Below are 23,795 nucleotides of genomic sequence, written 5' to 3'. Positions count from 1 at the left end.
AATTAGGCGACATGCTTGTGTTCAAAGGCTTCTAACCATTGCTCAAACATCTGACGATTACAAGGTTTTGCGTGCCAGTAACCCTGGGTAATGCTACAACCAAGCGACGTCAAGCTGGCTGCCTGCGATTCGGTTTCCACTCCCTCGGCAACTAACGTAACACCATAATCCTTAGCAAGCGAAATAATGCCCTTCGCCAACCTCTTCTCTCGCTCGCTACTGTGGACAAATCTGGAGAAGCTTTTATCCAGCTTTAGAATATCAACCCGAAAGCAACGCAAGTAGTGCAGGGAGCTGGCAGGCGTACCAAAGTTATCCAGCGCACTGCGTACGCAAAGCTCTCGCAAGGCATCGACAACCCTTCGAACGCACGTCTCATCTTCGCCTAAAACGGCCTGTGTGAGCTCCACAATCAAATGTTTACCGCCTATTCCGTACTCATGCAGTGTCTGATCAATAAAATTGACAATATCCATATCTCGGAAATGCACACCGGAGACATTAACAGAAATCGGTATACAGCGACCAAGTGTTGCTAGCCAGTCTGCGCTTTGACTACAGGCATATTTAATAACATGGTAATCAATATTGCGTATTAAATCGCTACCTTCGGCTAGGCCAATAAATTCGCCTGGCTTTAACATGCCGTACTCAGGGTTTCGCCAGCGCACCAGTGCCTCCACCGCCACAAGCTTTCCCGCTTCAATATCCACCTGCGGCTGGTAATTTATTTCCAGCTCGTTGTTCTTCAGTGCTCCGTCCAAATCATTTTTAACCAACTGACGATGGGAGGCCTTGCGCTCCATAAAACCTTGAAAAACCGTCAGCCGATTTTTACCCTCTTCTTTCGAATGATACATAGCAACGTCAGCTTTCCGTTTAAGATCCCCCAGCTGCCCTCCATGCCGTGGATAAATACTCGCGCCAATACTAACGCTGATTTTTAAGGATACGTTGAGGATATTCAACTCATTATTTAAATCTTTCAGGAGATTCTCACCGATAGTGCGCACCGTTGTTTCACTACTGATGTTTTCCATCAGCACAATAAACTCATCGCCGCCCATACGGCATACACGGTCTTCGGCACGCACAACACATCGAATATGACGCGCAACCTCCTTCAGAAGCTCGTCACCAAACTCATGGCCGTAGGTATCGTTTACCTGCTTAAAATCATCAACATCCATCAGCATAAGGGCAAAATACTTACCCGAACGATTGGCATGCGCTACAGCACGATAAAACTCTTCCTGCAACAAAGCTCGATTAGGCAAATCCGTCAATGGGTCGTGAAAAGCCCGGTAGCGAAACGCTTCGGCTAACTCCTCCAGCTCCTGAGTCCGCCGAAGGACCTGCTTTTCAAGGTTTTTATCTTTAAGCCGAATCTGCTCAAGCATGGCATTAAAGCCTTCAGACAACTCTCCCAACTCATCACTCCCTTCCCCTTCAGAGCGTAAGCTGTAGTCGCCTGTCAGCTTGATACGACGAATCAAACCACTAAGCTGCTGAATGGGGTTCGATACCATCCGCTGCACTAGCCATGAAACACAGAGAGAGATAAACATCGCCAATATAAATGCCATTACTGAATAGCCCGCCATAAACCAAATTCGCTGCTGGACGTCCTCCAGGCTAACGAGGGTTACGAGTATGGCCGGTGCCGAGTTTGCAACAGGAATATCATGCTGATAAACACCGACTGCTGAGCTAAAAGCCGGTGATTTGGCGTAACGAAAAAAATCCAGCAGTGACACCGGTTTATTTTCCTCCAATTCAGGAAAATTTATGCTGGCATAGAGAGTCGAATCTGGTGAAATTACGGCGGCGGCAACAATACCATAATCACTTAAAGTCGATAGCAGAAGATCGTAAACCATTGTTTTACGGTGTTCGTCGATAGCAATAGAAAGGCTGGTAGAGATAAACGCATTGTGCGTACGAATTTGCTCGTCCTTGATTTGGTTGACCAAACGTAAATCCTGCACAACAAAAGCGATTACCACACAAAGGATAGCGGCAGCAGAGGACGCAACAGCAATCAATGTCAGTTTAGTGCTGATATTAATATCGCTAAGACGCATATCTGCACCTCCCACTGACAGCGCCAGTCTTATCGTTCCTCGCGTTTTAAAAGCACATTGACCCGCAAAGTAAGAGTAAGACGCAAACCGAAGCCCAAACAAGAACAGCCTTACTTTGAGTATAGCGCTGCACCGCAACATTTTCGGTCAATAAGACCAATTTTATGGAACAAATGGCAGCAGAAGGAAAGCGATTTAAAACACGGGGGTATCAACCCACCTGGCTGAAAGCAAAATGGGGAGGTGAATTCCCCTCGCCTATCGACAGTAGAGGGGGTGGGCAGCTCTAATCAAGCCAGATATGTTCTGACTAAATCAGAGCTCCTAGAGTCCTACTTGAGATTTAAGGCCTGCTCTTGAATCTTGGCCTTCCAGAGTTTAGGGCCGGTCTGGTGAATAGAAACCCCTTCACTGTCCACGGCTACCGTAACGGGCATATCTTTCACATCGAATTCATAGATAGCTTCCATTCCCAAATCTTCAAATGCCAGCACCTTAGCACCAACAATAGCTTTGGACACTAAATAAGCAGCGCCTCCAACGGCCATTAGGTAGACCGCCTTATTATCCTTAATTGCTTCAATTGCCACCGGACCGCGCTCAGCTTTACCAACCATGCCAATCAGGCCGGTTTTTTCCAGCACCGTGCGGGTAAATTTATCCATACGGGTCGCCGTCGTAGGGCCTGCCGGACCAACCACTTCCTCACCAACCGGATCCACCGGGCCAACGTAGTAGATAAACTTGTTGGTGAAATCCACAGGCATGGGCTCACCCTTCTCAATCATATCGACCAATCGCTTATGTGCGGCATCGCGCCCAGTCAGCAGCTTACCGTTAAGTAGTAGAGTTTGCCCAGGTGTCCACTTGGCTATAACTTCAGGCGTAATAGTATTCAGATCCACACGCTCCACCGTATCTCCCACTTCCCAACTCACTTCAGGCCAGTCTTCCAGATTGGGCGGCGTTTGCAGCGCGGGGCCGGAACCCTCCAGGGTGAAATGAGCGTGTCGAGTCGCCGCACAATTGGGGATAACGGCAACAGCCTTGTTGGCTGCGTGCGTAGGGTAGTCTTTAACTTTAACGTCGAGAACCGTCGTTAAACCGCCTAGCCCCTGCGCGCCAATACCCAGCGCGTTAACCTTTTCCATCAGCTCCAGGCGAAGCTCTTCCGAGCGATTGCTCGCGCCACGCTCACGTAAATCCTGAATATCAACAGGGTCCAGCAAAGCTTCCTTCGCCAACAGCATGGCCTTTTCTGCCGTGCCTCCAATACCAATACCCAGCATACCCGGAGGACACCAACCCGCCCCCATTTGCGGCACAACGTTTAACACCCAATCAACAACCGAATCGGAGGGATTGAGCATCGCAAATTTGGTTTTGGCTTCTGAGCCGCCGCCCTTGGCAGCGACATGAATCTCTATGGAACTGCCGGGCACCATTTTGTAATGGATAACCGCAGGGGTATTGTCGCCGGTATTCTTTCGGGCGCCATCAGGATCGGCCAGAATCGACGCGCGAAGCAAGTTATCCGTGTTCTTATAGGCTTGGCGAACACCCTCATTAATCATATCGTCGAAGCTCATATTACCTTCGACTTTTGTATCCATACCGACATTCACAAACGCGGTAACGATACCGGTATCCTGACAGATGGGGCGATGCCCCTGGGCACACATACGCGAGTTAATCAGTATTTGCGCCATAGCATCTTTTGCCGCCGGATTGGCCTCTCGCTGATAGGCATCGTGTACAGCGTCGATAAAGTCTTTTGGGTGATAGTAGGAGATAAACTGCAAGGCATCGGCCACACTGGCGATAATGTCTTCCTGGCGAATGATCGTAGTCATGGAATATCCAAAGTCTTATAACAGATGAAGGATGTAGCGGTTACCCGCCGAAGAAGCGGCGATTTTACACCGCTAACCGAAATATTTCTGAATTTGAATCAAATGGCTTATGGCATTGCGGTAGCCGAACGGCTTAACTGTAGCAGCTTCTGATTAACGCTGCGGCGGAAAGCATCGATGGCTTTAATAGCCTCTTCATTGGTACTGATACGCCCTTTCAGCTCAACCTCCAGCTTATCTAGCTGGCGCATCTTATCGGTTAAAGCCTGTACCTGGCTTACCTGCGACTGTGTTTTCTTCTCAATTTCACTCATGGCACTCTGCTGAGAATCGAGCAGATCGTTAATCAATCGAATCTCTGCAGCGGTGTTTTGCAGCGCCTTTTGAATTTTTCCGTCTACCGATTTTGCACCTTTCGAAAGCACGTCGATCTGTGTTTTATTCTCGGCTATTGCTTTTTTATTGCGATCGAAAGATACCCCCCAAAGCTTACGAATTTCAGAATCGGCCCACTTGATTTTGGCCTGCAAAGCGGTAACCGACGCCGACGATTCATCACCTGTCAGCTGAAGCTGACTCTCCAGAGACGCAATACGAGACTCGGAGAGCACCATTGTTTGCTGGGTTTGTGTTAACTGCCAATAGGCAAACCCGGCCAAACCAATACCAACTACCGCTAAAAGAAAAGCCACTGGAGCCAGCGGTGATTTAACAATCACAGGCCTTACCGGCGGCTCTGACCCTCCGTTACTGGTTTTTGCCTGCGAGGAACGCTGACGATGACGAGCAATTTCGTCTTGTTCAGGACGAATGGGATTTAATGTAGGTTCTTTACGTTCTACCATGGAGAAAACCGAATAATGCTGCCGGGCGCATTACGCCCGACGTTTTATTAGAGATACAAGTTAAGCAGGAAGAATACCGCAGTTAGTGCCAGACTCATATGAATCACACCACGAATACTGGCTATCGGACCAGGTTTACCAAACAACGCATTGATTTCAAGCAATAAAGTCAAACCAAGAGAAAGCCACAATCCCAAACCAGCGCCACTTGCAGCCACAAGGTAATCTGCGCTGTAGCCCAAATGTGGGGACGCCAACATGCAAAATGCCATTGGACCGGAAAAGAGTACATTGGTACGAGACGCCAAAGCTGCTTTTGGCGCAGCGCTAGCAACATCCCCCTCAGCCAAGCCCAGCACAACTTTTTGATTAGGCCAGATTATCAGCCAAACGTTCAAAAACATAAAAGTACCCAGCAGTGCGCCAAGCAGAACATAGTCATTCAGAAGTGAGCCATGATAGGTTCCCACCAATAAAATCACGCCGGTGATAAAAGTAAACATCGCGCCCCAACGGAACCACCATAACGCGCGCGGCGCAAGCTTAGCTTTGACATCCGCCAAGGCTACAGGATCAGCTTCTTTAAAATATTCGGTTTGAATAAAGTTGAAATAATACAACATACCGATCCAGGCAATACCAAACAGCATATGCACCCAACGAAACAAAAAATCGACAATTTCCATAACAGCTCCCAAAAAGTGTTTTCCAGTCTTGTTATTGTTTGACAAAGGTCTACTTTATATCAGCTCGTCACAAATGCAACCTCAGTCAAACAGCGGACGGCACTACAACTGCACTCATGAAATATACCCCCCTTTAAACGGTAATCAACTTAACAGTACAGAAAAATATACCCCATCCATATCTACCGGGGCTTTAGTCCCCCTACTTAGACCACTACACACGGTCTTCTATAAAGAACCTCTGGCATTCAGGGCTTTATGGTGACGATAAGTATTGAAAAGGCCGCTTGTCGGTACGAAGCGCCCAGCACTTTAGCCCAAGCGTGGGGACTTCCACAGGTAAAATTCAATTGAAGCGGAGAAAAGGACACTGATACGACATGCAAAAGCATCTCTTCACGCGGCGCTACCAACACCGCCTTCAACCAGATCCGGTACAGTATTTTGATTAGGTCAGATGACTTACCAAACACTCATCTCCCAGAGGTGTGACGAGCAGGAGATGGCCACCCTAAATCGCCCCACTCTAAACTATCACCTACAGATCCCGCGATAGACCAAAACAGACGTCACACCTCGACGTAAAAACATTCAGGTCTCATTGTGGTCATTTGTTGAATTCTAGCGGCACAGCCCCACACGAACCGTATAAATACAGCGTGTACTTTTAATTACATTTACATTACAACGGTGGACTGATAACATTTTTCCATGCAAAAGAACTACACTAGAACGCTGTTTCTGCTTATCGCCATCCCTCTAAACTTTGTTTTATTTGCCAATGTTTATTGGAACGGGAATATCGCTTTGACCGATGAAAATGGTCTGATTGAGAACCTACAGATTGCATTTTATCTTGGCTCAGCAGTGGTGATCCTGTTTGCTATTTTCCGGCTAAGTTATTTCAAACGTTGGCTATCACTTTTTTTCTACTTTACTTGCCTGACTTTATTTCTACGAGAACTCGAAACCCGAGATTTTGCGTTACCGGCATTGGTTGAATACCTTATTTCCGGTAAGGGGAAGCACTATTTAATAGCTGTTACTTATATATTGTTAACAGTCCATTACTTTAGGCACTATAGACATCTCAACTCACAGATTAAAAATATTTTTAAAAGCCGCATAGCTAAAACTGTCATTATTGGCTGCCTGTTTCTCGTTGTCGGTAGCCTTTTTGAGCAAGCCCACATGGTGCTGTTAGAGGAGTTACTTGAGCTGGACGGTTCACTGTTAATTTTGATGGCTGCATGTGCCTACGCATGGAACCCAGACAAACTCACTAAGAACTGTAGCCAGCCTCTCTTACCGCGCGACCTTCCCGATCCCGATACCGCCAATTTGTAGCGCTATAAAAAAAGGGCCGTAGGGCCCTTTTTTTATCATCTATCACTACGCAAAATTACGGTTAGCGAAGTCCCAGTTAATCAGATTCCAAAACGCATCCATATAAGCTGGTCGCGCATTGCGGTAGTCGATATAGTAGGCGTGTTCCCACAGATCAACAGTCAACAATGGCGTAACTGAATCATCGGTTAAAGGCGTTGCCGCGTTGGAGGTATTCACAATATCGACAGAGCCGTCGGCTTTTTTAACCAACCAGGTCCAGCTGGAACCAAAGTTGTTAATAGCTGAAGCGGTGAATTTTTCTTTAAATTCAGCAAATGAACCAAAGGCGCTATTAATAGCATCTGCTATTTCACCGCTAGCTTCGCCACCACCATTTGGGCTCAGGCAGTTCCAATAGAACGAATGGTTCCAGATTTGAGCGGCATTGTTAAATACGCCACCACTGGAGGTTTTCACCACATCTTCCAGCGCCTTACCTTCAAATTCAGTACCCGGTATCAGGCCGTTTAATTTGTCTACATAGGTTTTGTGGTGCTTGCCATAGTGAAAGTCTAGTGTTTCTTCAGAAATATGAGGGGCCAGTGCATCGCGTGCGTAGGGCAGTTCAGGTAGCTGGATAGCCATGAGCATTTCTCCTTTGATTTAAATCAAACAAACTAGATAACGAAGCGCAGTCTAACTTTGTTCACAGAAAATGGAAATTGGAAAAAGTTATCGGTGCATAAAGTAGCAACGCTTTAATGAATATTGGTAGCGACTAGGTATTCTACACATCGTTACTCTCGCCCTTCCCTAGGCTTCGTAACATACGTACTTCCTGTACATAAAAACGGCCCCAGAGGGGCCGTTCGAGTGCGCATGATTTGAGGGATGACTTACATCATGCCGCCCATGCCACCCATGCCGCCCATGCCGCCCATATCAGGCATGCCTGCTGCGCCTTTATCGTCTGGCTTATCGGCAACCATCGCTTCGGTAGTGATCATCAATCCAGCGATAGAACCTGCAGCCTGCAATGCAGTGCGGGTCACTTTAGCTGGGTCGAGGATACCCATGGCCAGCATATCACCGTATTCACCTGTTCCAGCGTTGTAACCAAAGTTACCTTCGCCATTGCGTACTTTTTCAGCGACAACAGAAGCTTCATCGCCTGAGTTAGTGACGATTTGACGTAAAGGAGCTTCCATTGCACGACGTGCGATACCAATACCAGCGTCTTGGTCTTCGTTATCACCCGTGAGATCAGCAATAGCCGAAACGGCGCGAATCAGAGAAACACCACCACCAGGTACAACACCTTCCTCAACCGCAGCGCGAGTCGCATGCAGAGCATCTTCTACGCGAGCTTTTTTCTCTTTCATTTCAACTTCGGTAGCTGCACCCACTTTAATAACCGCAACACCACCAGCCAGTTTAGCTACGCGCTCTTGCAGTTTTTCAGAATCGTACTCGGAAGTGGTTTCTTCAATTTGAGCGCGAATCTGGTTAACACGAGCGTGAATATCTGCCGCTGCACCAGCGCCATCAACAATTACGCTGTTTTCTTTAGACATGCTGAAACGCTTGGCTTGACCCAGGTGCTCCAGAGTTGCGCTTTCGAGGTCCAAGCCAACTTCTTCAGAAATAACGGTAGCACCAGTAAGGATAGCGATATCCTGCAACATAGCTTTACGACGGTCACCAAAACCAGGCGCTTTACAAGCGGCCACTTTAACGATGCCGCGCATATTATTCACAACCAGAGTCGCCAGAGCTTCGCCTTCAACGTCTTCAGAAATGATAATCAGAGGCTTGCCAGCTTTGGCCACTGCTTCTAATACTGGCAGCAGCTCACGGATATTGGAAATTTTCTTATCAACCAGGAGAATGAACGGCGCTTCGTGTTCCACACTCATGTTGTCTTGGTTAGTGATAAAGTAGGGAGACAGGTAACCACGATCAAACTGCATACCTTCAACAACGTCCAGTTCGTTTTCCAGACCGTTGCCTTCCTCAACAGTGATAACACCCTCTTTGCCCACTTTTTCCATTGCTTCCGCAATAATGTCACCCACTTGGGTATCACTGTTAGCAGAAATAGTACCTACCTGAGCGATTGATTTACTATCTTCACAAGGCTGAGCGCTGGACTTAACAAATTCAACTGCTGCAATAACAGCCTTGTCAATACCGCGCTTAAGATCCATTGGGTTCATACCCGCTGCAACAGATTTCAAACCTTCGTTAACAATGGATTGAGCCAAAACAGTCGCGGTAGTGGTGCCATCACCAGCATCGTCAGACGCCTTAGAAGCAACTTCTTTAAGCATCTGTGCGCCCATGTTTTCGAACTTGTCACTCAGCTCAATGTCTTTCGCTACGGAAACACCGTCTTTAGTGACGGTTGGAGCACCAAATGCTCGGTCCAACACTACGTTGCGGCCTTTAGGGCCCAAGGTAATTTTAACTGCGTCGGCCAGAATGTTTACGCCCGCCAACATTTTCTGGCGCGCTTCGTCACCAAATTTTACGTCTTTAGCTGCCATGGTAATTTTTCCTTACTAGCTAATTTTTATACTTTAATGTGAGAATTCTGTACGAAAAAGCCTATTCAACGACGGCTTTGATATCGCTTTCGCTAAGGATAACCAGCTCTTCGCCGTCGATTTCGATGGTGTCACTTCCGGCATATTTACCGAATACCACGATGTCGCCTTCTTTAACATCAACAGGGCGGTTTTCACCATTTTCCAATACGCGGCCAGAACCTACAGCGACTACAACACCTTGATTTGGCTTTTCTTTAGCAGAACCAGGCAGCAAAATGCCACCAGCAGTTGTTTCTTCTTCTTCCTTGCGGCGAACCACAACACGATCGTGTAAAGGACGAATTTTCATTGATGATATCTCCAATAATTAGCGTTTTTTAAACACATGCTGCTCTGAAGTGGAGCAAGTTATAAAAGCGGCCTCGCCCGGTTAATGCTGTTGAGCGAGGCCGCGAAAGACTACGTGTACCCCAAGATGGGTGCCCGTTTTGGGATTTCAACACCTTGTAGAATAAAAACTTTGGATTTCTCGACGGTTTTAGTCGTCGCGGCGAAATTCACCGTCGATTGTGTGGCGCTCGCTACTGTTCTGAGCAGATCCGTGTTGAGAGGGCTGTCCATGCATGCCCAGATTATGAATGGAAAACTGGCGGACACCCCAAGCAATAATTACTTGTCGAATACCGGGCAACAGACAGGCAAAACCGATGGCGTCGGTAAAAAAACCCGGCGTCAGCAGCAAAGCTCCACCAACGGCCAAGAAAAGGCCCTCAATCATCTCACTGGCGGGCAGTTGTCCCCCTTCCATTTTGGAGCGAGCACGCATCAAGGTACTAAAGCCCTGCTGGCGAAGCAGTGCGAGACCGATCATAGCGGTAAGTAAAACTAGCCCGATGGTAGGGAGAGCACCAATAATGCCGCCCACCTTAATAAGCAGCCACATCTCGATAACGGGTATCACTACAAACAATAAAAGAACAAATCGCACTAGACCACTCCATTAGGGGATATTAGTAAGATGCGGGCAGAATCCATAAACACAAGTGTCGTGCTACTAGCCCTACAACGGCAGAATCGGTAGGGTTACGGGTTCAGACAATAACAAAAGGCTATTCCGACCTTGGTCAACTTATCCTCAGCCCCCCACAAACTCACTTGGACCGAAGCGCTAAGTCTCTACTCTAAACGTCCCGTGCTGATAATGCTCGCTCTGGGGTTTTTTGCCGGGCTCCCCTACCTGCTGGTGTTTTCGACACTAACCGCCTGGTTACGGGATGAAGGAATAAGCCGCTCGGCTATCGGCTTTATTAGCTGGGTGGGCATCACCTATTCCATCAAAGTCTTCTGGGCACCGATCGTTGACAATCTACCCTTGCCAATATTGACCCACCTGCTTGGCAAAAGGCGAAGCTGGCTGCTGATTGCACAGGTCGGCATTGTTGTCGGTATTTTGCTGATCGCCACAGTCTCACCCGTAGACCATATGGCGCTGATTGCTCTCTGCGCTTTGTTGATCGCCTTCTCTTCCGCAACACAGGATATAGTGATCGACGCTTATCGTATCGAAACTGCGGTGATTGAATTTCAGGGGGCCATGGCCGCCACTTATAGCTTCGGTTATCGGCTGGCACTGCTAGTATCGGGCGCAGGCAGCCTGTTTATCGCCGATACGCTGCATTGGCCCGGCGCCTACCTGAGTATGGCCGGACTTATGGGCACAGGCATTATTTTTACCCTGTGTATTCAAGAGCCCGGTACTCATCAAGCTAATGGCAATCAAGTGGAGCTATTTACAGTAAAGTGGTTTTACTGCGCCGTTGTAGCCCCCTTCGTAGATTTCTTTCAACGCAACGGCCGTTTTGCCCTGCTGATATTGGCCTTTATTGGACTGTTCCGACTAAGCGATATCACCATGGGCGTTATGGCCAATCCTTTTTACCTGGATTTAGGTTTTACTAAAACCCAGATCGCCAGTATTTCTAAGATCTATGGCTTTGCCATGACTATCGCAGGGGGTTTTATCGCCGGTATTTGCGTGGCCAAACTAGGTGTGTATCGCCCATTAATTGCAGGAGCAATACTAGTTGCCGTAACGAACCTACTCTACGCACAGCTGGCCCAACTGGGCGCCGTACCGGAATTTTTAATTGTTACTATCAGTGCCGATAACCTGAGTGGTGGCTTCAGTAACGCGGCCTTTATCGCCTACCTTTCCGGTCTAACCAATCGCGCTTATACGGCGACTCAGTATGCGCTCTTTTCATCATTTATGACGCTGCCCGGCAAATTTCAGAGTGGATTTTCCGGTGTGATTGTCGACAATTTCGGCTACTGGAACTTCTTCATCTACGCTGCAATCATGGGCATACCAGCCATATTACTAGCAATTATTATTTGGAAGCATCAGAAAAAGCAGGGGGGTTAACGGAAAGACTTACCGGATTATTGCAAGCTGAAACCAGCAAACCGGCTATTAAAAAAGGGGCCTTACCGACTGAGTACAGCATTGTCAGTTCAAGGGGTTAGGAGCCAAAGAGGGAGGCTCCTTAGGGGTACTATGGCTGCATCCATGCGTCATAAGGAGAGCTGTATGCATGTACAGTCAGCCGGTAAGGAAGTTCATCTTATGCCTATGATATGACAAGGTCAAGACGTTTACATAAATCCTTTAATACACCCACTTTTCAATATAGCTACAGGCCGGTCATCTCCACAAAAACCAATGTAGATAGGGCTCTAACCGGTATGCAACCGCTTACATACGCGCTAGACCAGTATTATCAAAACGGAAGCCGTGGCCAGCCAGAACCACAGCGTACGGGTATATAGGCCATTAAGGAGGTTTAACTCTTTGCGCGTAACTTCACAGGTTTGATCCATATCGTCGTCAACCATCAAAGCCCCTAGGATTAATGGGCTGAGTACCGCAACAGTAGAACGCTTTACGCAAAACAGGCATTCTCGCCAGCGCTGGAAACAACCGACAAAGTTCCCCGTCAAAGCAAAGGATAACCCCAACAATCTGACCGCTGGCCATTCGAGTATCCACCGTAATCGCCTAGCCAAATCATCTTCTGGTTGCGCTTCGTGAGAATAAAGAAACGTTAGGCGATACAATAGAGCCCCCACCGGGCCAAGCACAAAAAACCAGAAGAGCACCGCAAACATGCGCTCAAATCCGCGATACCCTGCTTCGCGCAATACATGCTCATGTAACTCCGACCAATCCCCTTCGTTTAAGTCGTCCGTTTGTACATTTAAACGTTGCGCCCTATCCAACGCAGAAGACCAATCTTCAACGTAACAGGCCTTAGTATATTCCGAGACGATATCGCCAAACTCACCGCGTCCAAAACTGTATAGAAGCACCGCAATGCCCAGCGGCAGCAGCAACCACAGAGACAATTCCGCAAGCAACGTTTGCAGGAGAGCCAGTAATACAAGGGGAAGGCCAACGGCAACCAACACTTTTAATTCCGCCGGTATCTTTGTACTTCCAACGACGTTGGACGACCAACTGTAAAACCAGCCATCTTTGTGTGTAGGATTTGCCGCCCCCCATACCTGGATGAAGGCGATGCCAATAAGCACGATGAACAGGTTCATGATAACTCCAATAGTGAGCGGTAATGGTTCCAGTCAAAGGATGGGCCAGGATCGGTTTTTCTATCCGGTGCAATATCACTATGGCCGGTAATACGCTCTTTTGTTATTTTGGGGTACTGATGAATGATACTCTTAGTGAGGGCGGCCAGCGAATGGTATTGCTGCTCAGCATAGGGTTCTGAATCCGTACCCTCCAACTCAATACCAATGGAATAATCGTTGCAGTTTTCATCACCGTCAAAGCAGGATTCACCCGCATGCCACGCCCTCTTGCTAAAAGGAACAAATTGCACCACCTCACCATTTCGGCGAATAAAGCAATGCGATGACACATGCAGGTTAGATATGGTAGAAAAGTAAGGATGCTCGCCAGCCGGTAACTGATTTTGAAAAAAACGTTCGACGCAGCCGTTGCCATATTCGCCAGGCGGGAGGCTAATATTGTGAATAACCAGTAGTGATACTTCAGTATTGTCCGGCCTACGATTACAATTCGACGATATCAGCCGTTGCGCCTGCCGGTACCAGCCCTGCTCTACCACCCCAATCTCCAACGAAAATAAAGCCTCGATAATACCCCGTTAAGGAATATAACTCACGCAAACGGAGGAAACAGGAAATTTATGAGGGAGGAGGAGCGCTATTGGGGTTTGCGCAGGCTGGTAACAACCGTTTCCAGGGCTCGATCGAACAACATACTGTTATCCAAAGCACGAATCCGGTTTTGCTTTAACATTAAGGCTAATTCGGTCTGAGCTTTTTCCGCGACCTTCATACCCCCACGGTTAATAAAAATATACTTGCCAGTCGGCTTTATAATCGCCGCCAGACGGCAGCGTGAACTATTGTCATTGTCATCACTCATTTCAAACCAAGCACCCTGTACAAAATTGGCTACCTGCTGCATAAACGGGTCGTTTTCTGGCAGCGTATCTTTCTTGGCCGCAATAGCTCGCTCCTGTTTTTTCTGCGTTTTTGCGGCAGAGGCTTTGGCCTTACTAGCACTTGCGGCGGCCATACGCCTTTTAATCTCGACTGGTTCTAGATCATCGAGATCTGCAGAGGTCATTGCCGCATCGACATCGGCAAACATTTCTTCTGCATCCCCAAACACTTCAGCCTCCAGCTCTTCAATACTCGGCATACGCCGAGCTTTGTCCACGCTCGATTCTTTAGTAACGGACGCATTGGCGGCATCTACCCCTGCTGGGATCTCACCACGTATACAGGCCAAATGAACGTTTTCCAACTCTTTGAAAATTTCTGACATTTCGAACGGATTAAACGAAATGGAATCCAAACCCATGCGCAGGCGCTGTAGTAGATCAGGCACCATGCGAATTAATCGCTTGCGATCCTCGTTGCTTTGCGGCGGCTGAGAGCTCCACACAAGGTCTTCCAGAGTCTGTAGAGCGTCAACCCACCCCTTTGCCTCTATGCCTTGCTTAAGGTTGTTCAGAAAGAGAACATTGCTCCATGGCCCTTCGATCAGTTTTTCAACGATCTCTGGCAATACCTGGTCAACCGTGCGCAATTCGATTTCAATAGCAACAACCGAACGAGCAACTTCAGCTTTGGCCTTACCATCTTCTGCATCCAAGGCACGTCGCTCCAGCAGCTCCGCTCGTTTTTTGTCCTTGGCGACAAAAGAAGAGAAATCGGCCAGCATGTCATTAAAAATACTGACATCCGTTTCGAACTCCGTTAACAGCGTGCTCACTAACTCTTTAATTTTTCGATATAAAGGATCACCTTTACCATTCTCATTCGGCTGCCAACCCAATGCCGCCGTCGCCATCTCATTCAGCAATCGTCTCGCAGCATGGCCGCCTTTAGCAAAAAAAGACTTGTCCAGCAGTGCAACCTTAACGATAGGAATCTGCAAAAGACTGATCTGTTCTTTCATTTCCTCAGCCAGATTGCGGTCTTCAAGAATAAAGTTAAAGAGCATATCGACCAGATTAATAACTTCTCGGTCAGTCCCCTCTACCGTTGACGCACTGCCGCTGCGACGCTGTAATTCGTTAATCAGCTCGAGCGCCTTTACACCACCACGCACATTGTTCACCGGTACCGGCGAATGCTGTGCTAGAGATAATAACCGAATGACATCCGTCGGCTGAGCACTCTGCAGGCTCTGCTTTTCGGCTAACAAGCCCTGCAAAAGCTGCATAACTTCTGTACTGGCCTGACTTCCTTCCACCTCCAAGCCACCCACCGGAGATGAAGAGTGAGGCACCGAGGCAGACATATGATTGCCATGGGGGTTAACGCCACCCGATCGTCCGCTTGGCGCACCCGCCCTTACTAACGAAGGCAGTATATTATGCTCTATCAATATCTGATTCGCTGAGACATACAAAGAGCCAAGCCCCTGCATCACAGCACGATCAAACAGTTTAAATAACACCAACTTGGCCTTGATATCGATATCAAGTCGTTTGGTTTGATCCATAAAAGCAACAGAAACGACATCCGGCCCTAGCGGATTGTTCTTCTGGAAGACCTTAACCGGCACCAAACTATCCAGGCGCAGCGACAGATGCTGAATCGCCTCGCCGTATTCATTGTTTGCCCGGTTTACAGAGGATTCTATCGCAACCATTTCCTCGAGCTGTTCATTCTGAACAAGAGAAAGGGTATCCGCAGACAAAGTATCGTCGGAAACAGTGGGGGCGGCGTCCGCAGACACCAGATTGGCAAAGGCAGTGTCAATGGAGGAATTGAAACGCTTCTCAAAACCACGCCGTTGTACACGAACTTCACGCATGGAATCGAAATAGATGTTTTGTTCCTGGTTGGAACTTGCCTTATCGGCAAGACTAAACAGAGAATCGTCGGCCTGATCGAAAAAGGCCCTCAACTTATCAAGCAGGAGCTGCTTACCCTTTTCGTGAACCGCGTGCACAGCCGCGGGTAAACGCGCAATTCTGGCACGAGTCATTCTTTGACCTTCAGGTTCCAAATGCACTACCTTCACATTTGCTGATTGTTTTGCATATTCTGGCACCTAACGCCTCCTCAGGAACATCAAATCCAAAACGATAGGCAAAATCAGTTTCGGATATACATCGACATCTAACACCACTCAGTATACTGAATGCCTGACAAGGACCTACGGTAGCTTGGCTGGTTCGAGAAATGTGTCACAAGCTGTAGTCCAAAGCGTGACGCATTTAATACTTCTGTGGCCTAACAAGACATCCTTGATATAATCAAAAGAATTGTATTGGCAAACAACTATTCCTCAGCCTTTCTAGAGACCTCATGAGCGAAAAACAAGCACCAGGAAAACATATCGGCAAGGGCATGCTAATAGCCTGCTGGATACTGGTTCTCGCGGGCTTAACCCTGTTTTTCAACCGCCATGAAGAAAACCGCTATAATCCAAACCAATACTTGGAAGGAAAAGAAAATCCGAACTGGGTAGACGTGACCCTCGAGCGAAACCCTTACGGTCATTATTTAGCCAACGGGTTTATTAACGGCCAGGCAGTAACCTTTATGCTTGATACTGGCGCAACGGACGTCGCCATTCCCGCAAGCCTTCAAAGAAAGCTCGGTTTGAAACGCGGGCCACAAATACCCGTTTCAACCGCTAATGGAGAGGTTATGGTGTGGATGACCGAAATCACACAACTGGATCTCGGTCCGATTCAACTTCACAATGTAAGAGCATCCCTCAACCCAGGGATGAACGGAGACGAAGTACTGCTTGGCATGAGCGTGTTAAAATCTCTGGATTTTTCCCAGCAGGGAAAGCATCTCACCTTGCGACAATACAAACAGTAACCTTCCATTTAGCAGTAGAATCATGAACCTAAACATAAAAGACATTCAAAAAGACATCGAACAAACGGTAACGCAGGCGATAGAAGAGGATGTGGGGAGTGGTGATATTACCGCACAGCTTATTGAAGCCTCTAAAACCAACACGGCAGAAGTGATTACACGTGAAGATTGCACCATTTGCGGAATAGCTTGGGTAGATGAAGTCTATCGCCAGATAGGTGGCATCAACAGTATTCGCTGGCAAGTTGCTGACGGTGAAAAAGTTACCGCGGACACCACTCTTTTCACCATTGAGGGCAACACCCGCTCACTCTTAACGGGCGAGCGAACAGCGCTCAATTTTTTGCAACTCCTTTCGGGTATAGCAACAAAAGCCAGTCAATATGCGCAGCTAGTTGCCGATACCAGCATTAAAATACTCGATACAAGAAAAACCATCCCGGGGCTACGAACTGCACAAAAATACGCCGTGGCCTGTGGAGGATGCCACAATCACCGCATAGGATTGTTCGATGCATTTCTAATTAAAGAGAATCACATTTCCGCATGCGGAGGAATAGAGCAAGCCATAAAAACCGCCAAAGAAATCGCTCCGGGGAAACCCGTAGAAGTAGAGGTAGAAACTCTCGAAGAGCTGAATAAAGCCCTGAGCGCCGGCGCCGATATTATAATGCTGGATAACTTCAGTGCCAATATGTTGGAGTACGCCAGCAACCTGGAACGAACCGCAAAATTTGAGATCTCTGGCAATGTCACTAGCGATCAAGTGGCCGTATTGAAACAGTATAATGTAGATTATATTTCTACAGGGGATTTGACTAAAAATTGCGGGGCGATTGATTTGTCGATGCGGTTTAATAGTCAGTAGGCTTTTCCTTATCAACAAGTGCTGATTTGAATATTTCAGCGTATCTTTCCGCTGAGGAGCCCCAGGAAAACTTTTGAACAATGTGATCTCGCGCACAATCTAATTGACGCCGAGCTCCTTCTATGTCGGAAAAAATATTGTGCAATTTTTCCGCTAGGCTTTCAGCACACCCCGCTCCAAAGGTATACCCAGTTACCCCGTCCGTAATAACATCTGCCAATGCAGGCAAATCAGAAGCAACCGTAATAGCTCCCGAACCTATGGCCTCAACGGCCACCAACCCCAAGCCTTCTCTATCACCGGTAGATGCAACAAGTGAAGGGATCACAGCTACTTCGACTTTTTGATAGTACCCGACCACTCTCTCATTAGGTATTGCGCCTAAAAACTCAACGTATTCCTGCAACCCTAATTCCTGAACCAGTGATTCCAGCTGCGGTCTTTCATCTCCATCACCAATAATCGTGAGCTTTTGATTCCCCCCCATGTCATGCAAGATCCTAAGAGAATTAATCAAAGTAGAAACGCCTTTTTTCTCCACTAGACGACCGACAAACCCTATACCCTGCCTATGTTTTACCGCACCGGGAATAAAGCGACCCTCGAGATCCACCCCCATCGGAGCAACAACACATCGTTGCGAATGCCCCGGAAACCTACTATTAATATCCGCTTTCACCGCCTCGCTTACTGCCGCAATAATATCTGCTGCACTCAACACAACTCTTTTTAACAAACGACCAAAAGCGCCATTAAAACTATACAAATCGCCGCCATGAACAGTTAATACAACCTTAACTTTTCTCCAGAAAATCAGCCTTACAAACAAAACAGTTATTCCCTGAGGAATAATCCAATGACAATGTACTAGGCGTATCTTATACTTCCAAATAAAGAAGCAGGTATAAGCCATTTGGGAAAAAAGAAAAGGTATCACCAACAAGTATACGAAGCGATTGCGTTTTAACTCTGCCAGCATTCCAGCTCCATATGCAAGAACCTCCAATCGCTCAGGGGCATAACGAAACCTTACTATATTAACGCCATCAATAACCTCGTTTTTTAACGATCTCTTACAATGTGGGGCCAATACAAAAAAATCGTATTTATTATTTAAGCGAGAACTTAATCCATGAACAAACTCAGGGATACTGTCGCCACGAAAGCGAGGATAAGTTGAGGTAAGAACGAGGATTTTCTCTTTTCTATCATCCATTGGGATAACCACTGTGGAAACTTGGCGAAATCAGTACTATAGCATCAGAAAGGTTTAGCAAGCTGACTGCCGCTAATAAAAATACGCAGGTATAGTAGCTCATTATCATAAGTAAATATCAAAATGAATATTGAAACAACGCATAAAGCCAAGCTAGCCAGCCCCCCCCTGCCAGCAATATGGTTTCCTACTATTAAAGCGGGCTCAGGCGTCGACATTTTCACTATACAACTAGTAAAAGAGCTAAACAAAAGGGGAATACGAGCAGAAATACAATGGCTGCCCCACCACGCTGAATATTTCCCTTTGATGCTCAAAACGCTGAAAGTCCCTGCATGGGTAAATATCACTCACATAAACTCATGGTTTCCATCATCACTTTTACCCTCAAAATGCAATATTGTAACAACCTTTCATACATGCGTGCATGACAGCACGCTTTCCCCATACAAATCGATATTACAAAAACTATATCATGCGATATGGGTCAAACGGAATGAAGCCATTAATATAAAAAAATCCTGCGCATTAACAGCCGTGAGCAAATACACTGCAATCGTCGTAGAAAAAACATTCAAGCCAAAGAAAGATATTCTCCCTATATATAACTGGATAGAGGAAGGCCAATTCTATCGAAGATCAAAAGAAAAACCACAACATCCTTTTAAGCTGCTGTTTGTCGGAAAGCTTCGCCCACTAAAAGGCGCGGACATACTAACTCAAATCATGCAAAATCTTGGCGAAGACTATCAACTCACCATTGCAGGAGATAGCAGTGACAACTTATCTAACAGCGCCCCAAATATTATATATAAAGGAAAAGTCCCGAGAGAGGAGCTGCTCAATATATACAACGAAGCAGACGCTTTTTTGTTTCCCAGTCGCCTTGAAGGGTGCTGTTTATCTATTCTAGAAGCACAATATTGTGGCTTACCAATAATCACAAGCGACACATCCTCAATGCCAGAGATAGTTAATGAAAGCTGTGGTTTTTTGTGTGAAACTGAAAACATATCGGCATACACATCAAAGATAAGGCTGCTTGCAAAAAATCATGGCGTTTACAACAAGCTCTCTAGTGGAGCGTTAAGAAATTCATCTTTATACTGTGGAAATGTTGCTGTAAACAAATACATTTCTATCTACAAAGGCCTGTTAAAAACCCAAGAAAGTTGAGCAAAAAATGGATGTTTCAATAATCATACCCGTTTACAAAGATCAAGAAGGGCTAAATAAAACACTTGACACGCTTCGCCCCCAACTCTCGTTAGAAAAAATCAAAACTGAAGTATTGATAATAGACAACGGCTCGCCTATACCTATTACTCTTAACATTGATCACACAAGCAATACCAAGCTATTTGTATGTCAAACTCCCGGCTCTTATGCAGCCAGAAATTATGGCGTAAAAAAATCAACCGGCGATATACTTGTTTTTCTTGATGCAGGCTGCGAACCCTTAAGCGATTGGTTAGAGAGTGGAGTAAAATCGCTTAGAGCCCACACACCGATATGCAATATAGGCGGTAATGTCATACTGAGTGATCAAGCATCCCAAAGTGTCGCCACAAAATACCAACTAATGACTGGGTTCGGGCAAGAGAAAAATATTCTCTCAAGATCTTTTTCTACTACAGCCAACCTTTTCATCTTTCGAACAACGTGGGAAAAAACCGGCGTATTTGACACCGAGCTTTTATCTGGAGGCGATAGACTCTGGTGCTGGAAGTCCGAGCATATGGGAATACCAACCACGTATTCCAGAAACACCGCCGTCATCACAGCCCCGAGAACAACCCTTGCGTCTGCGATCAAACAAGCAAGGCGAGTTGCAGCTGGCAAGCTTATTGCTGATAGAATTTACAAAAACGAAGAATATTATAAAATTCGCCAAGGTAACGAGCCAAGCTCCATAATAAAAAAAATAAAATTCATACTATCGGATAATAGATTTTCACTCCCATCCAGAATCAAGATATTTTTTTTGGCAGCGGTCATATATGGAGTTAGTGAAATTGAGAAAATCAGAATACGATTAGGCGGAAACCCAGAAAGAGAGTAAGTAAAATAGGCGTGCGTTAGCGCCACAAAAAATTAACACCGCCCTACCGAAAAAAAACAACAAAAGACAGCAACTCTCACCACTTATGAAAAATAAAAAACCTATGATGTGGGTTTTCTGGAACTCTATACGTTTTTAGCAACTCCGCATTAGCGCTAAGATCTGATACAACCTTACCGAGAGAAAACCCTTCTCTGTTAACTTCCCAATAATGCTCTCCATCAAACTTGTTTTTTCTTTGCCCAAATCTGGGTCTAGGAATAAATACAGAAAAATTGTCGATAAAAGGAAAGTCCAAAAGCACCCGATACACTTTCTTTGCATCAGGCAAGCTAATGACTATTTGACTCTTGCTCACCCTAACCATCTCACGAAACAAACTTAGCGCTTCGTCGTACGGCAGGTGCTCCAACACCTGAAACGCACAAACACAATCATAACGGTTATCATCAACAGGAATTTTTGCCGATGACAACAATATCGAAGGGTTAAGGTCAGGATCGATATCTGCAGTTTCGACCTTAATGTTCTGTAGCTTCAGAAGTGCTGCCAGAACCCCGGCCCCCGGACCAACATCAAGAACACAGCTAGGAGATTTTTCAAGCACCTCTGAAATTTGGTGCCAAACGCTTATCCATCGCTTTTTATGAAAATAACGTCCGAACTCGTAGTGGCATTTTTCAACTTGCTTTTCAAACATCTAAATTTTCTCTGCTGCAATAACAACCCATAAAATAAGGAAACCATAACATATCGCGCCAATAATCGCATATACAAGGACGCAAATTTCCGCTAACCCAAAAACATAATACGAAACCAAAAAACCAAACACCTTTAAAAAGGAGCTAGCAATTTCATATACAAACAACCCCTTCTGTATCCCTAAAGCAGGAATAGCCGCAACAGCAGGCTTATTAACAAACCCCATAAAAAGCATTAGCGATAAATATTGTGATAGCTCACCCGCACCAATCCACGCGACCCCAAACACTACAGAAAAAATAAATTCGCCATAAAATATAAATACACAAAATATTGGAATACCTACAACAAATAGCACTATCGTCGCCTTCACGATATCCCACCGAACGGGCTGATGACTCCGAACCATTTTTGTTATTTTTGGGTAATACACCTGAGTTACGGCGGCCCCGAGCAGCCCAGAAGGAATATTCACCAAAGAATACGCCAAACTGTAGTAACCGGACGTTTCTGGAGAAAAATAAAATGCGAGCAGTAACACGGGAGCGCTCATCGAACTCGCATTCAAAAGCACTTGGGGAGATCTATATTTTGGGAAGTCTCGAAAAAACCCTGCGACCACCTTATCTCTACTAGTAACCAGTCCCCGCCTCAACTCCGAGATCAACGTCTTCCAATCCTGTTTACTAAAGGATATTAAACCAGCGATCAAAACCCCAAAAGTATGGAAAAAAATTAAGAAAAAAGCATTGGAAGAAAAGAGCCCAAAAAGCGCTTTTCCGCCACTTGTAACAATCGCCTGTACGACATTTATCCCTGCAATTTTTTTGAACTTTTGCCTCCTCGCAAGCACATGGTAGGCGGAGGAATGAATGCCGTAGAAGAAAATATATAAGGGTATAAAAAAGAAGAAAGAAAAATAGGCCTCGCCAAAAACCGTCCCCCCTCCAATCAGGTAAAATATAAACAATACAACTGCAGCAATAGCCGCATTAAAACAACAAATCAGAATGGCAATTTTACAAACGAGGAAAGCGCCCCTTTCAGACTTAGGCAACACAATTGCCATCGAATACATCAAGGTAGACACTGGCACGAGAATATTAACTACAGAAAGAAAAACACCTTGAATACCGTATTCTTCAGGCCCATAAAAGCGAGCAATTACAGGCATAAGCACAATAGCAATTAACTGGGCAACGGCAGCCCCGGAAGCGAGAGCAAATACATTACCTATTGTTTTCAGATCAGAACGACCACACATAATTCATAGCAATTAGGCACCAACAATCAGTCAACCAAGGATCAATATTTATTTTCAGGCTATTACGCAACTTACTATTAATCTTCTCTTCGGTACATAAGAGCGGTAATTTGCTCCGATATCAACCCTAACAAAAAAATCATTAGCGATGTTGTAAAGAGCAACGCACTCATATTTGTAAATCTTCCTACTGTTGCATAAGTATAGATATAATATGACATGCCGAGAATAAAAAGCGCCGCACTAACAGGCGTGAACAGCTTCAACGGAGAGTATAGTGTTCCTACTTTAAAGATAATAAGCAAAAACCGGAGTCCATCTTTTGCAACATGGATATGGCTTTTACCCTGACGTTTATCAGCAGTAATACCCACATACTTAACAGAATAACCTGCCCGAAAAAACGCCATCGTGCAAGTTGTAGGGTAAGAAAAACCGTTTGGCAGTAAATACAGAAACTCCTTGAATTTTTTTGCGTTTACCACACGAAACCCAGAGGTTAGATCCCGTATACGCACCCCAACCATCCAGCTAGCCAAGCGATTATATACCCTATTAGCGGCAAGCCTTCCAAAGCTTGCTTGGGATTTCGAATCGCGGTTCCCTACCACCATATCGTAACCCTGTTCATACGTTTCTAATAGTCTGGATACGTCTTCTGGCCGATGCTGTCCATCAGCATCCATAAAAACAAACACTTCTCCGCTGGCCTCCCGCGCTCCTGTTTTAATCGCAGCCCCATTCCCCATAGAATACCGATGCCGTACAACCCTTGCACCCGACTGCTCGGCTACGTCAGCTGTATTATCAGAAGACCCATCATCGACAACTAGAATCTCATATTCTGAGTGAATCTCTCGCAGCTTAGAGACAACTTTACCAATGGATGCGCTTTCGTTCTTTGCGGGCAATATGATGCTGACCCTTTTACTCATAGCT

21 protein-coding genes are annotated in these 23,795 nt (G+C 46.1%); 6 read left to right on the top strand and 15 right to left on the bottom strand.

All coding sequences use genetic code 11. The features are described 5' to 3' along the window. Positions 1-2: 2 nt before the first annotated feature. The 4 genes from H5715_RS01920 to H5715_RS01905 form a co-directional block, all read right to left on the bottom strand. Positions 3-2,084: a putative bifunctional diguanylate cyclase/phosphodiesterase gene (locus H5715_RS01920; RefSeq protein ID WP_175574268.1), complete on the bottom strand. Its 2,082-nt coding sequence runs from the start codon at positions 2,082-2,084 to the stop codon at positions 3-5. Positions 2,085-2,416: 332 nt separating this feature from the next. Further along, a complete protein-coding gene (locus H5715_RS01915; protein WP_075185828.1) occupies positions 2,417-3,937 on the bottom strand; it encodes a fumarate hydratase in 1,521 nt (506 codons plus the stop codon). A 107-nt stretch (positions 3,938-4,044) separates the two neighbouring features. Continuing rightward, on the bottom strand, positions 4,045-4,782 hold the full coding sequence (locus H5715_RS01910) for a hypothetical protein (protein ID WP_075185829.1): 738 nt from the start codon (positions 4,780-4,782) through the stop codon (positions 4,045-4,047). 47 nt (positions 4,783-4,829) lie between these two features. Beyond that, positions 4,830-5,468: a urate hydroxylase PuuD gene (locus H5715_RS01905; protein WP_075185830.1), complete on the bottom strand. Its 639-nt coding sequence runs from the start codon at positions 5,466-5,468 to the stop codon at positions 4,830-4,832. Positions 5,469-6,179: 711 nt separating this feature from the next. Between H5715_RS01905 and H5715_RS01900 the strand changes: the two genes are divergently transcribed. Next, the gene (locus tag H5715_RS01900) at positions 6,180-6,815 is read left to right on the top strand and encodes a hypothetical protein (RefSeq protein ID WP_075185831.1); all 636 of its coding nucleotides are present in this window, start codon (positions 6,180-6,182) and stop codon (positions 6,813-6,815) included. A 45-nt stretch (positions 6,816-6,860) separates the two neighbouring features. Here the strand turns inward: H5715_RS01900 and H5715_RS01895 are convergent, their stop codons facing one another. From H5715_RS01895 to H5715_RS01880, 4 genes are all read right to left on the bottom strand, one after another. Then, positions 6,861-7,442, bottom strand: coding sequence for a Fe-Mn family superoxide dismutase (locus tag H5715_RS01895; protein WP_075185832.1), 582 nt, complete (start codon positions 7,440-7,442; stop codon positions 6,861-6,863). A gap of 251 nt (positions 7,443-7,693) precedes the next feature. After that, positions 7,694-9,343, bottom strand: coding sequence for a chaperonin GroEL (groL, locus tag H5715_RS01890; protein WP_075185833.1), 1,650 nt, complete (start codon positions 9,341-9,343; stop codon positions 7,694-7,696). A gap of 61 nt (positions 9,344-9,404) precedes the next feature. Further along, entirely contained in the window at positions 9,405-9,695 is a 291-nt protein-coding gene (groES, locus tag H5715_RS01885; protein ID WP_075185834.1) for a co-chaperone GroES, read from the bottom strand. 189 nt (positions 9,696-9,884) lie between these two features. Then, complete coding sequence (locus tag H5715_RS01880; RefSeq protein WP_075185835.1) at positions 9,885-10,334, bottom strand: FxsA family protein; 450 nt, start codon at positions 10,332-10,334, stop codon at positions 9,885-9,887. Between the two features lie 132 nt (positions 10,335-10,466). Between H5715_RS01880 and H5715_RS01875 the strand changes: the two genes are divergently transcribed. Then, positions 10,467-11,771, top strand: coding sequence for an AmpG family muropeptide MFS transporter (locus tag H5715_RS01875; RefSeq protein ID WP_075185836.1), 1,305 nt, complete (start codon positions 10,467-10,469; stop codon positions 11,769-11,771). A 341-nt stretch (positions 11,772-12,112) separates the two neighbouring features. On the opposite strand, the gene ampE is transcribed toward H5715_RS01875, so the two are convergent. From ampE to H5715_RS01860, 3 genes are all read right to left on the bottom strand, one after another. Further along, on the bottom strand, positions 12,113-12,952 hold the full coding sequence (ampE, locus tag H5715_RS01870; RefSeq protein WP_075185837.1) for a regulatory signaling modulator protein AmpE: 840 nt from the start codon (positions 12,950-12,952) through the stop codon (positions 12,113-12,115). Beyond that, positions 12,949-13,494: a 1,6-anhydro-N-acetylmuramyl-L-alanine amidase AmpD gene (ampD, locus tag H5715_RS01865; RefSeq protein WP_075185838.1), complete on the bottom strand. Its 546-nt coding sequence runs from the start codon at positions 13,492-13,494 to the stop codon at positions 12,949-12,951. The genes ampE and ampD overlap by 4 nt, the downstream gene beginning before the upstream one ends. 98 nt (positions 13,495-13,592) lie before the next feature. After that, positions 13,593-15,896, bottom strand: a complete 2,304-nt coding sequence (locus H5715_RS01860) for a DUF1631 domain-containing protein (RefSeq protein ID WP_246434653.1) — start codon at positions 15,894-15,896, stop codon at positions 13,593-13,595. Between the two features lie 323 nt (positions 15,897-16,219). Here H5715_RS01860 and H5715_RS01855 point away from each other — a divergent pair, with 323 nt between their 5' ends. Beyond that, positions 16,220-16,744 carry a retropepsin-like aspartic protease family protein gene (locus H5715_RS01855; RefSeq protein WP_075185840.1) on the top strand — a complete coding sequence of 175 codons (525 nt, stop codon included), beginning with the start codon at positions 16,220-16,222 and terminating at the stop codon, positions 16,742-16,744. Between the two features lie 22 nt (positions 16,745-16,766). Further along, on the top strand, positions 16,767-17,612 hold the full coding sequence (gene nadC / locus H5715_RS01850) for a carboxylating nicotinate-nucleotide diphosphorylase (RefSeq protein ID WP_175574269.1): 846 nt from the start codon (positions 16,767-16,769) through the stop codon (positions 17,610-17,612). Here the strand turns inward: nadC and H5715_RS01845 are convergent. After that, on the bottom strand, positions 17,599-18,828 hold the full coding sequence (locus tag H5715_RS01845; protein WP_075185842.1) for a glycosyltransferase family 4 protein: 1,230 nt from the start codon (positions 18,826-18,828) through the stop codon (positions 17,599-17,601). The two genes, nadC and H5715_RS01845, sit on opposite strands and share 14 nt — an antisense overlap. A 123-nt stretch (positions 18,829-18,951) precedes the next feature. Here H5715_RS01845 and H5715_RS01840 point away from each other — a divergent pair, with 123 nt between their 5' ends. Together H5715_RS01840 and H5715_RS01835 are read left to right on the top strand one after the other, a co-directional pair. Then, positions 18,952-20,004: a glycosyltransferase family 4 protein gene (locus H5715_RS01840; protein WP_075185843.1), complete on the top strand. Its 1,053-nt coding sequence runs from the start codon at positions 18,952-18,954 to the stop codon at positions 20,002-20,004. Positions 20,005-20,011: 7 nt separating this feature from the next. Then, positions 20,012-20,890 carry a glycosyltransferase family 2 protein gene (locus H5715_RS01835; RefSeq protein ID WP_075185844.1) on the top strand — a complete coding sequence of 293 codons (879 nt, stop codon included), beginning with the start codon at positions 20,012-20,014 and terminating at the stop codon, positions 20,888-20,890. 76 nt (positions 20,891-20,966) lie between these two features. On the opposite strand, the gene H5715_RS01830 is transcribed toward H5715_RS01835, so the two are convergent. From H5715_RS01830 to H5715_RS01820, 3 genes are all read right to left on the bottom strand, one after another. After that, complete coding sequence (locus H5715_RS01830) at positions 20,967-21,590, bottom strand: class I SAM-dependent methyltransferase (protein WP_075185845.1); 624 nt, start codon at positions 21,588-21,590, stop codon at positions 20,967-20,969. Further along, positions 21,591-22,856 (bottom strand): lipopolysaccharide biosynthesis protein, encoded by a 1,266-nt coding sequence (locus tag H5715_RS01825; protein ID WP_075185846.1) that lies wholly within the window; start codon positions 22,854-22,856, stop codon positions 21,591-21,593. A gap of 77 nt (positions 22,857-22,933) precedes the next feature. After that, complete coding sequence (locus tag H5715_RS01820; RefSeq protein WP_075185847.1) at positions 22,934-23,791, bottom strand: glycosyltransferase family 2 protein; 858 nt, start codon at positions 23,789-23,791, stop codon at positions 22,934-22,936. Positions 23,792-23,795 lie beyond the last annotated feature (4 nt).

Source organism: Teredinibacter haidensis (assembly GCF_014211975.1).
Classification (GTDB): Bacteria; Pseudomonadota; Gammaproteobacteria; order Pseudomonadales; family Cellvibrionaceae; genus Teredinibacter; species Teredinibacter haidensis.
The sequence above is the reverse complement of the archived record's forward strand: the minus strand, read 5'-3'. Positions and strand labels throughout refer to the sequence as shown.

Excerpts from the sequence above, each read along its gene's own strand:
- H5715_RS01920 (WP_175574268.1), bottom strand. The coding sequence starts at position 2,084 with ATGCGTCTTAGCGATATTAATATCAGCACTAAACTGACATTGATTGCT.
- H5715_RS01915 (WP_075185828.1), bottom strand. The coding sequence starts at position 3,937 with ATGACTACGATCATTCGCCAGGAAGACATTATCGCCAGTGTGGCCGAT.
- H5715_RS01910 (WP_075185829.1), bottom strand. The coding sequence starts at position 4,782 with ATGGTAGAACGTAAAGAACCTACATTAAATCCCATTCGTCCTGAACAA.
- H5715_RS01905 (WP_075185830.1), bottom strand. The coding sequence starts at position 5,468 with ATGGAAATTGTCGATTTTTTGTTTCGTTGGGTGCATATGCTGTTTGGT.
- H5715_RS01900 (WP_075185831.1), top strand. The coding sequence starts at position 6,180 with ATGCAAAAGAACTACACTAGAACGCTGTTTCTGCTTATCGCCATCCCT.
- H5715_RS01895 (WP_075185832.1), bottom strand. The coding sequence starts at position 7,442 with ATGGCTATCCAGCTACCTGAACTGCCCTACGCACGCGATGCACTGGCC.
- groL (WP_075185833.1), bottom strand. The coding sequence starts at position 9,343 with ATGGCAGCTAAAGACGTAAAATTTGGTGACGAAGCGCGCCAGAAAATG.
- groES (WP_075185834.1), bottom strand. The coding sequence starts at position 9,695 with ATGAAAATTCGTCCTTTACACGATCGTGTTGTGGTTCGCCGCAAGGAA.
- ampE (WP_075185837.1), bottom strand. The coding sequence starts at position 12,952 with ATGAACCTGTTCATCGTGCTTATTGGCATCGCCTTCATCCAGGTATGG.
- H5715_RS01860 (WP_246434653.1), bottom strand. The coding sequence starts at position 15,896 with ATGACTCGTGCCAGAATTGCGCGTTTACCCGCGGCTGTGCACGCGGTT.
- H5715_RS01855 (WP_075185840.1), top strand. The coding sequence starts at position 16,220 with ATGAGCGAAAAACAAGCACCAGGAAAACATATCGGCAAGGGCATGCTA.
- nadC (WP_175574269.1), top strand. The coding sequence starts at position 16,767 with ATGAACCTAAACATAAAAGACATTCAAAAAGACATCGAACAAACGGTA.
- H5715_RS01845 (WP_075185842.1), bottom strand. The coding sequence starts at position 18,828 with ATGGATGATAGAAAAGAGAAAATCCTCGTTCTTACCTCAACTTATCCT.
- H5715_RS01840 (WP_075185843.1), top strand. The coding sequence starts at position 18,952 with ATGAATATTGAAACAACGCATAAAGCCAAGCTAGCCAGCCCCCCCCTG.
- H5715_RS01835 (WP_075185844.1), top strand. The coding sequence starts at position 20,012 with ATGGATGTTTCAATAATCATACCCGTTTACAAAGATCAAGAAGGGCTA.
- H5715_RS01830 (WP_075185845.1), bottom strand. The coding sequence starts at position 21,590 with ATGTTTGAAAAGCAAGTTGAAAAATGCCACTACGAGTTCGGACGTTAT.
- H5715_RS01825 (WP_075185846.1), bottom strand. The coding sequence starts at position 22,856 with ATGTGTGGTCGTTCTGATCTGAAAACAATAGGTAATGTATTTGCTCTC.
- H5715_RS01820 (WP_075185847.1), bottom strand. The coding sequence starts at position 23,791 with ATGAGTAAAAGGGTCAGCATCATATTGCCCGCAAAGAACGAAAGCGCA.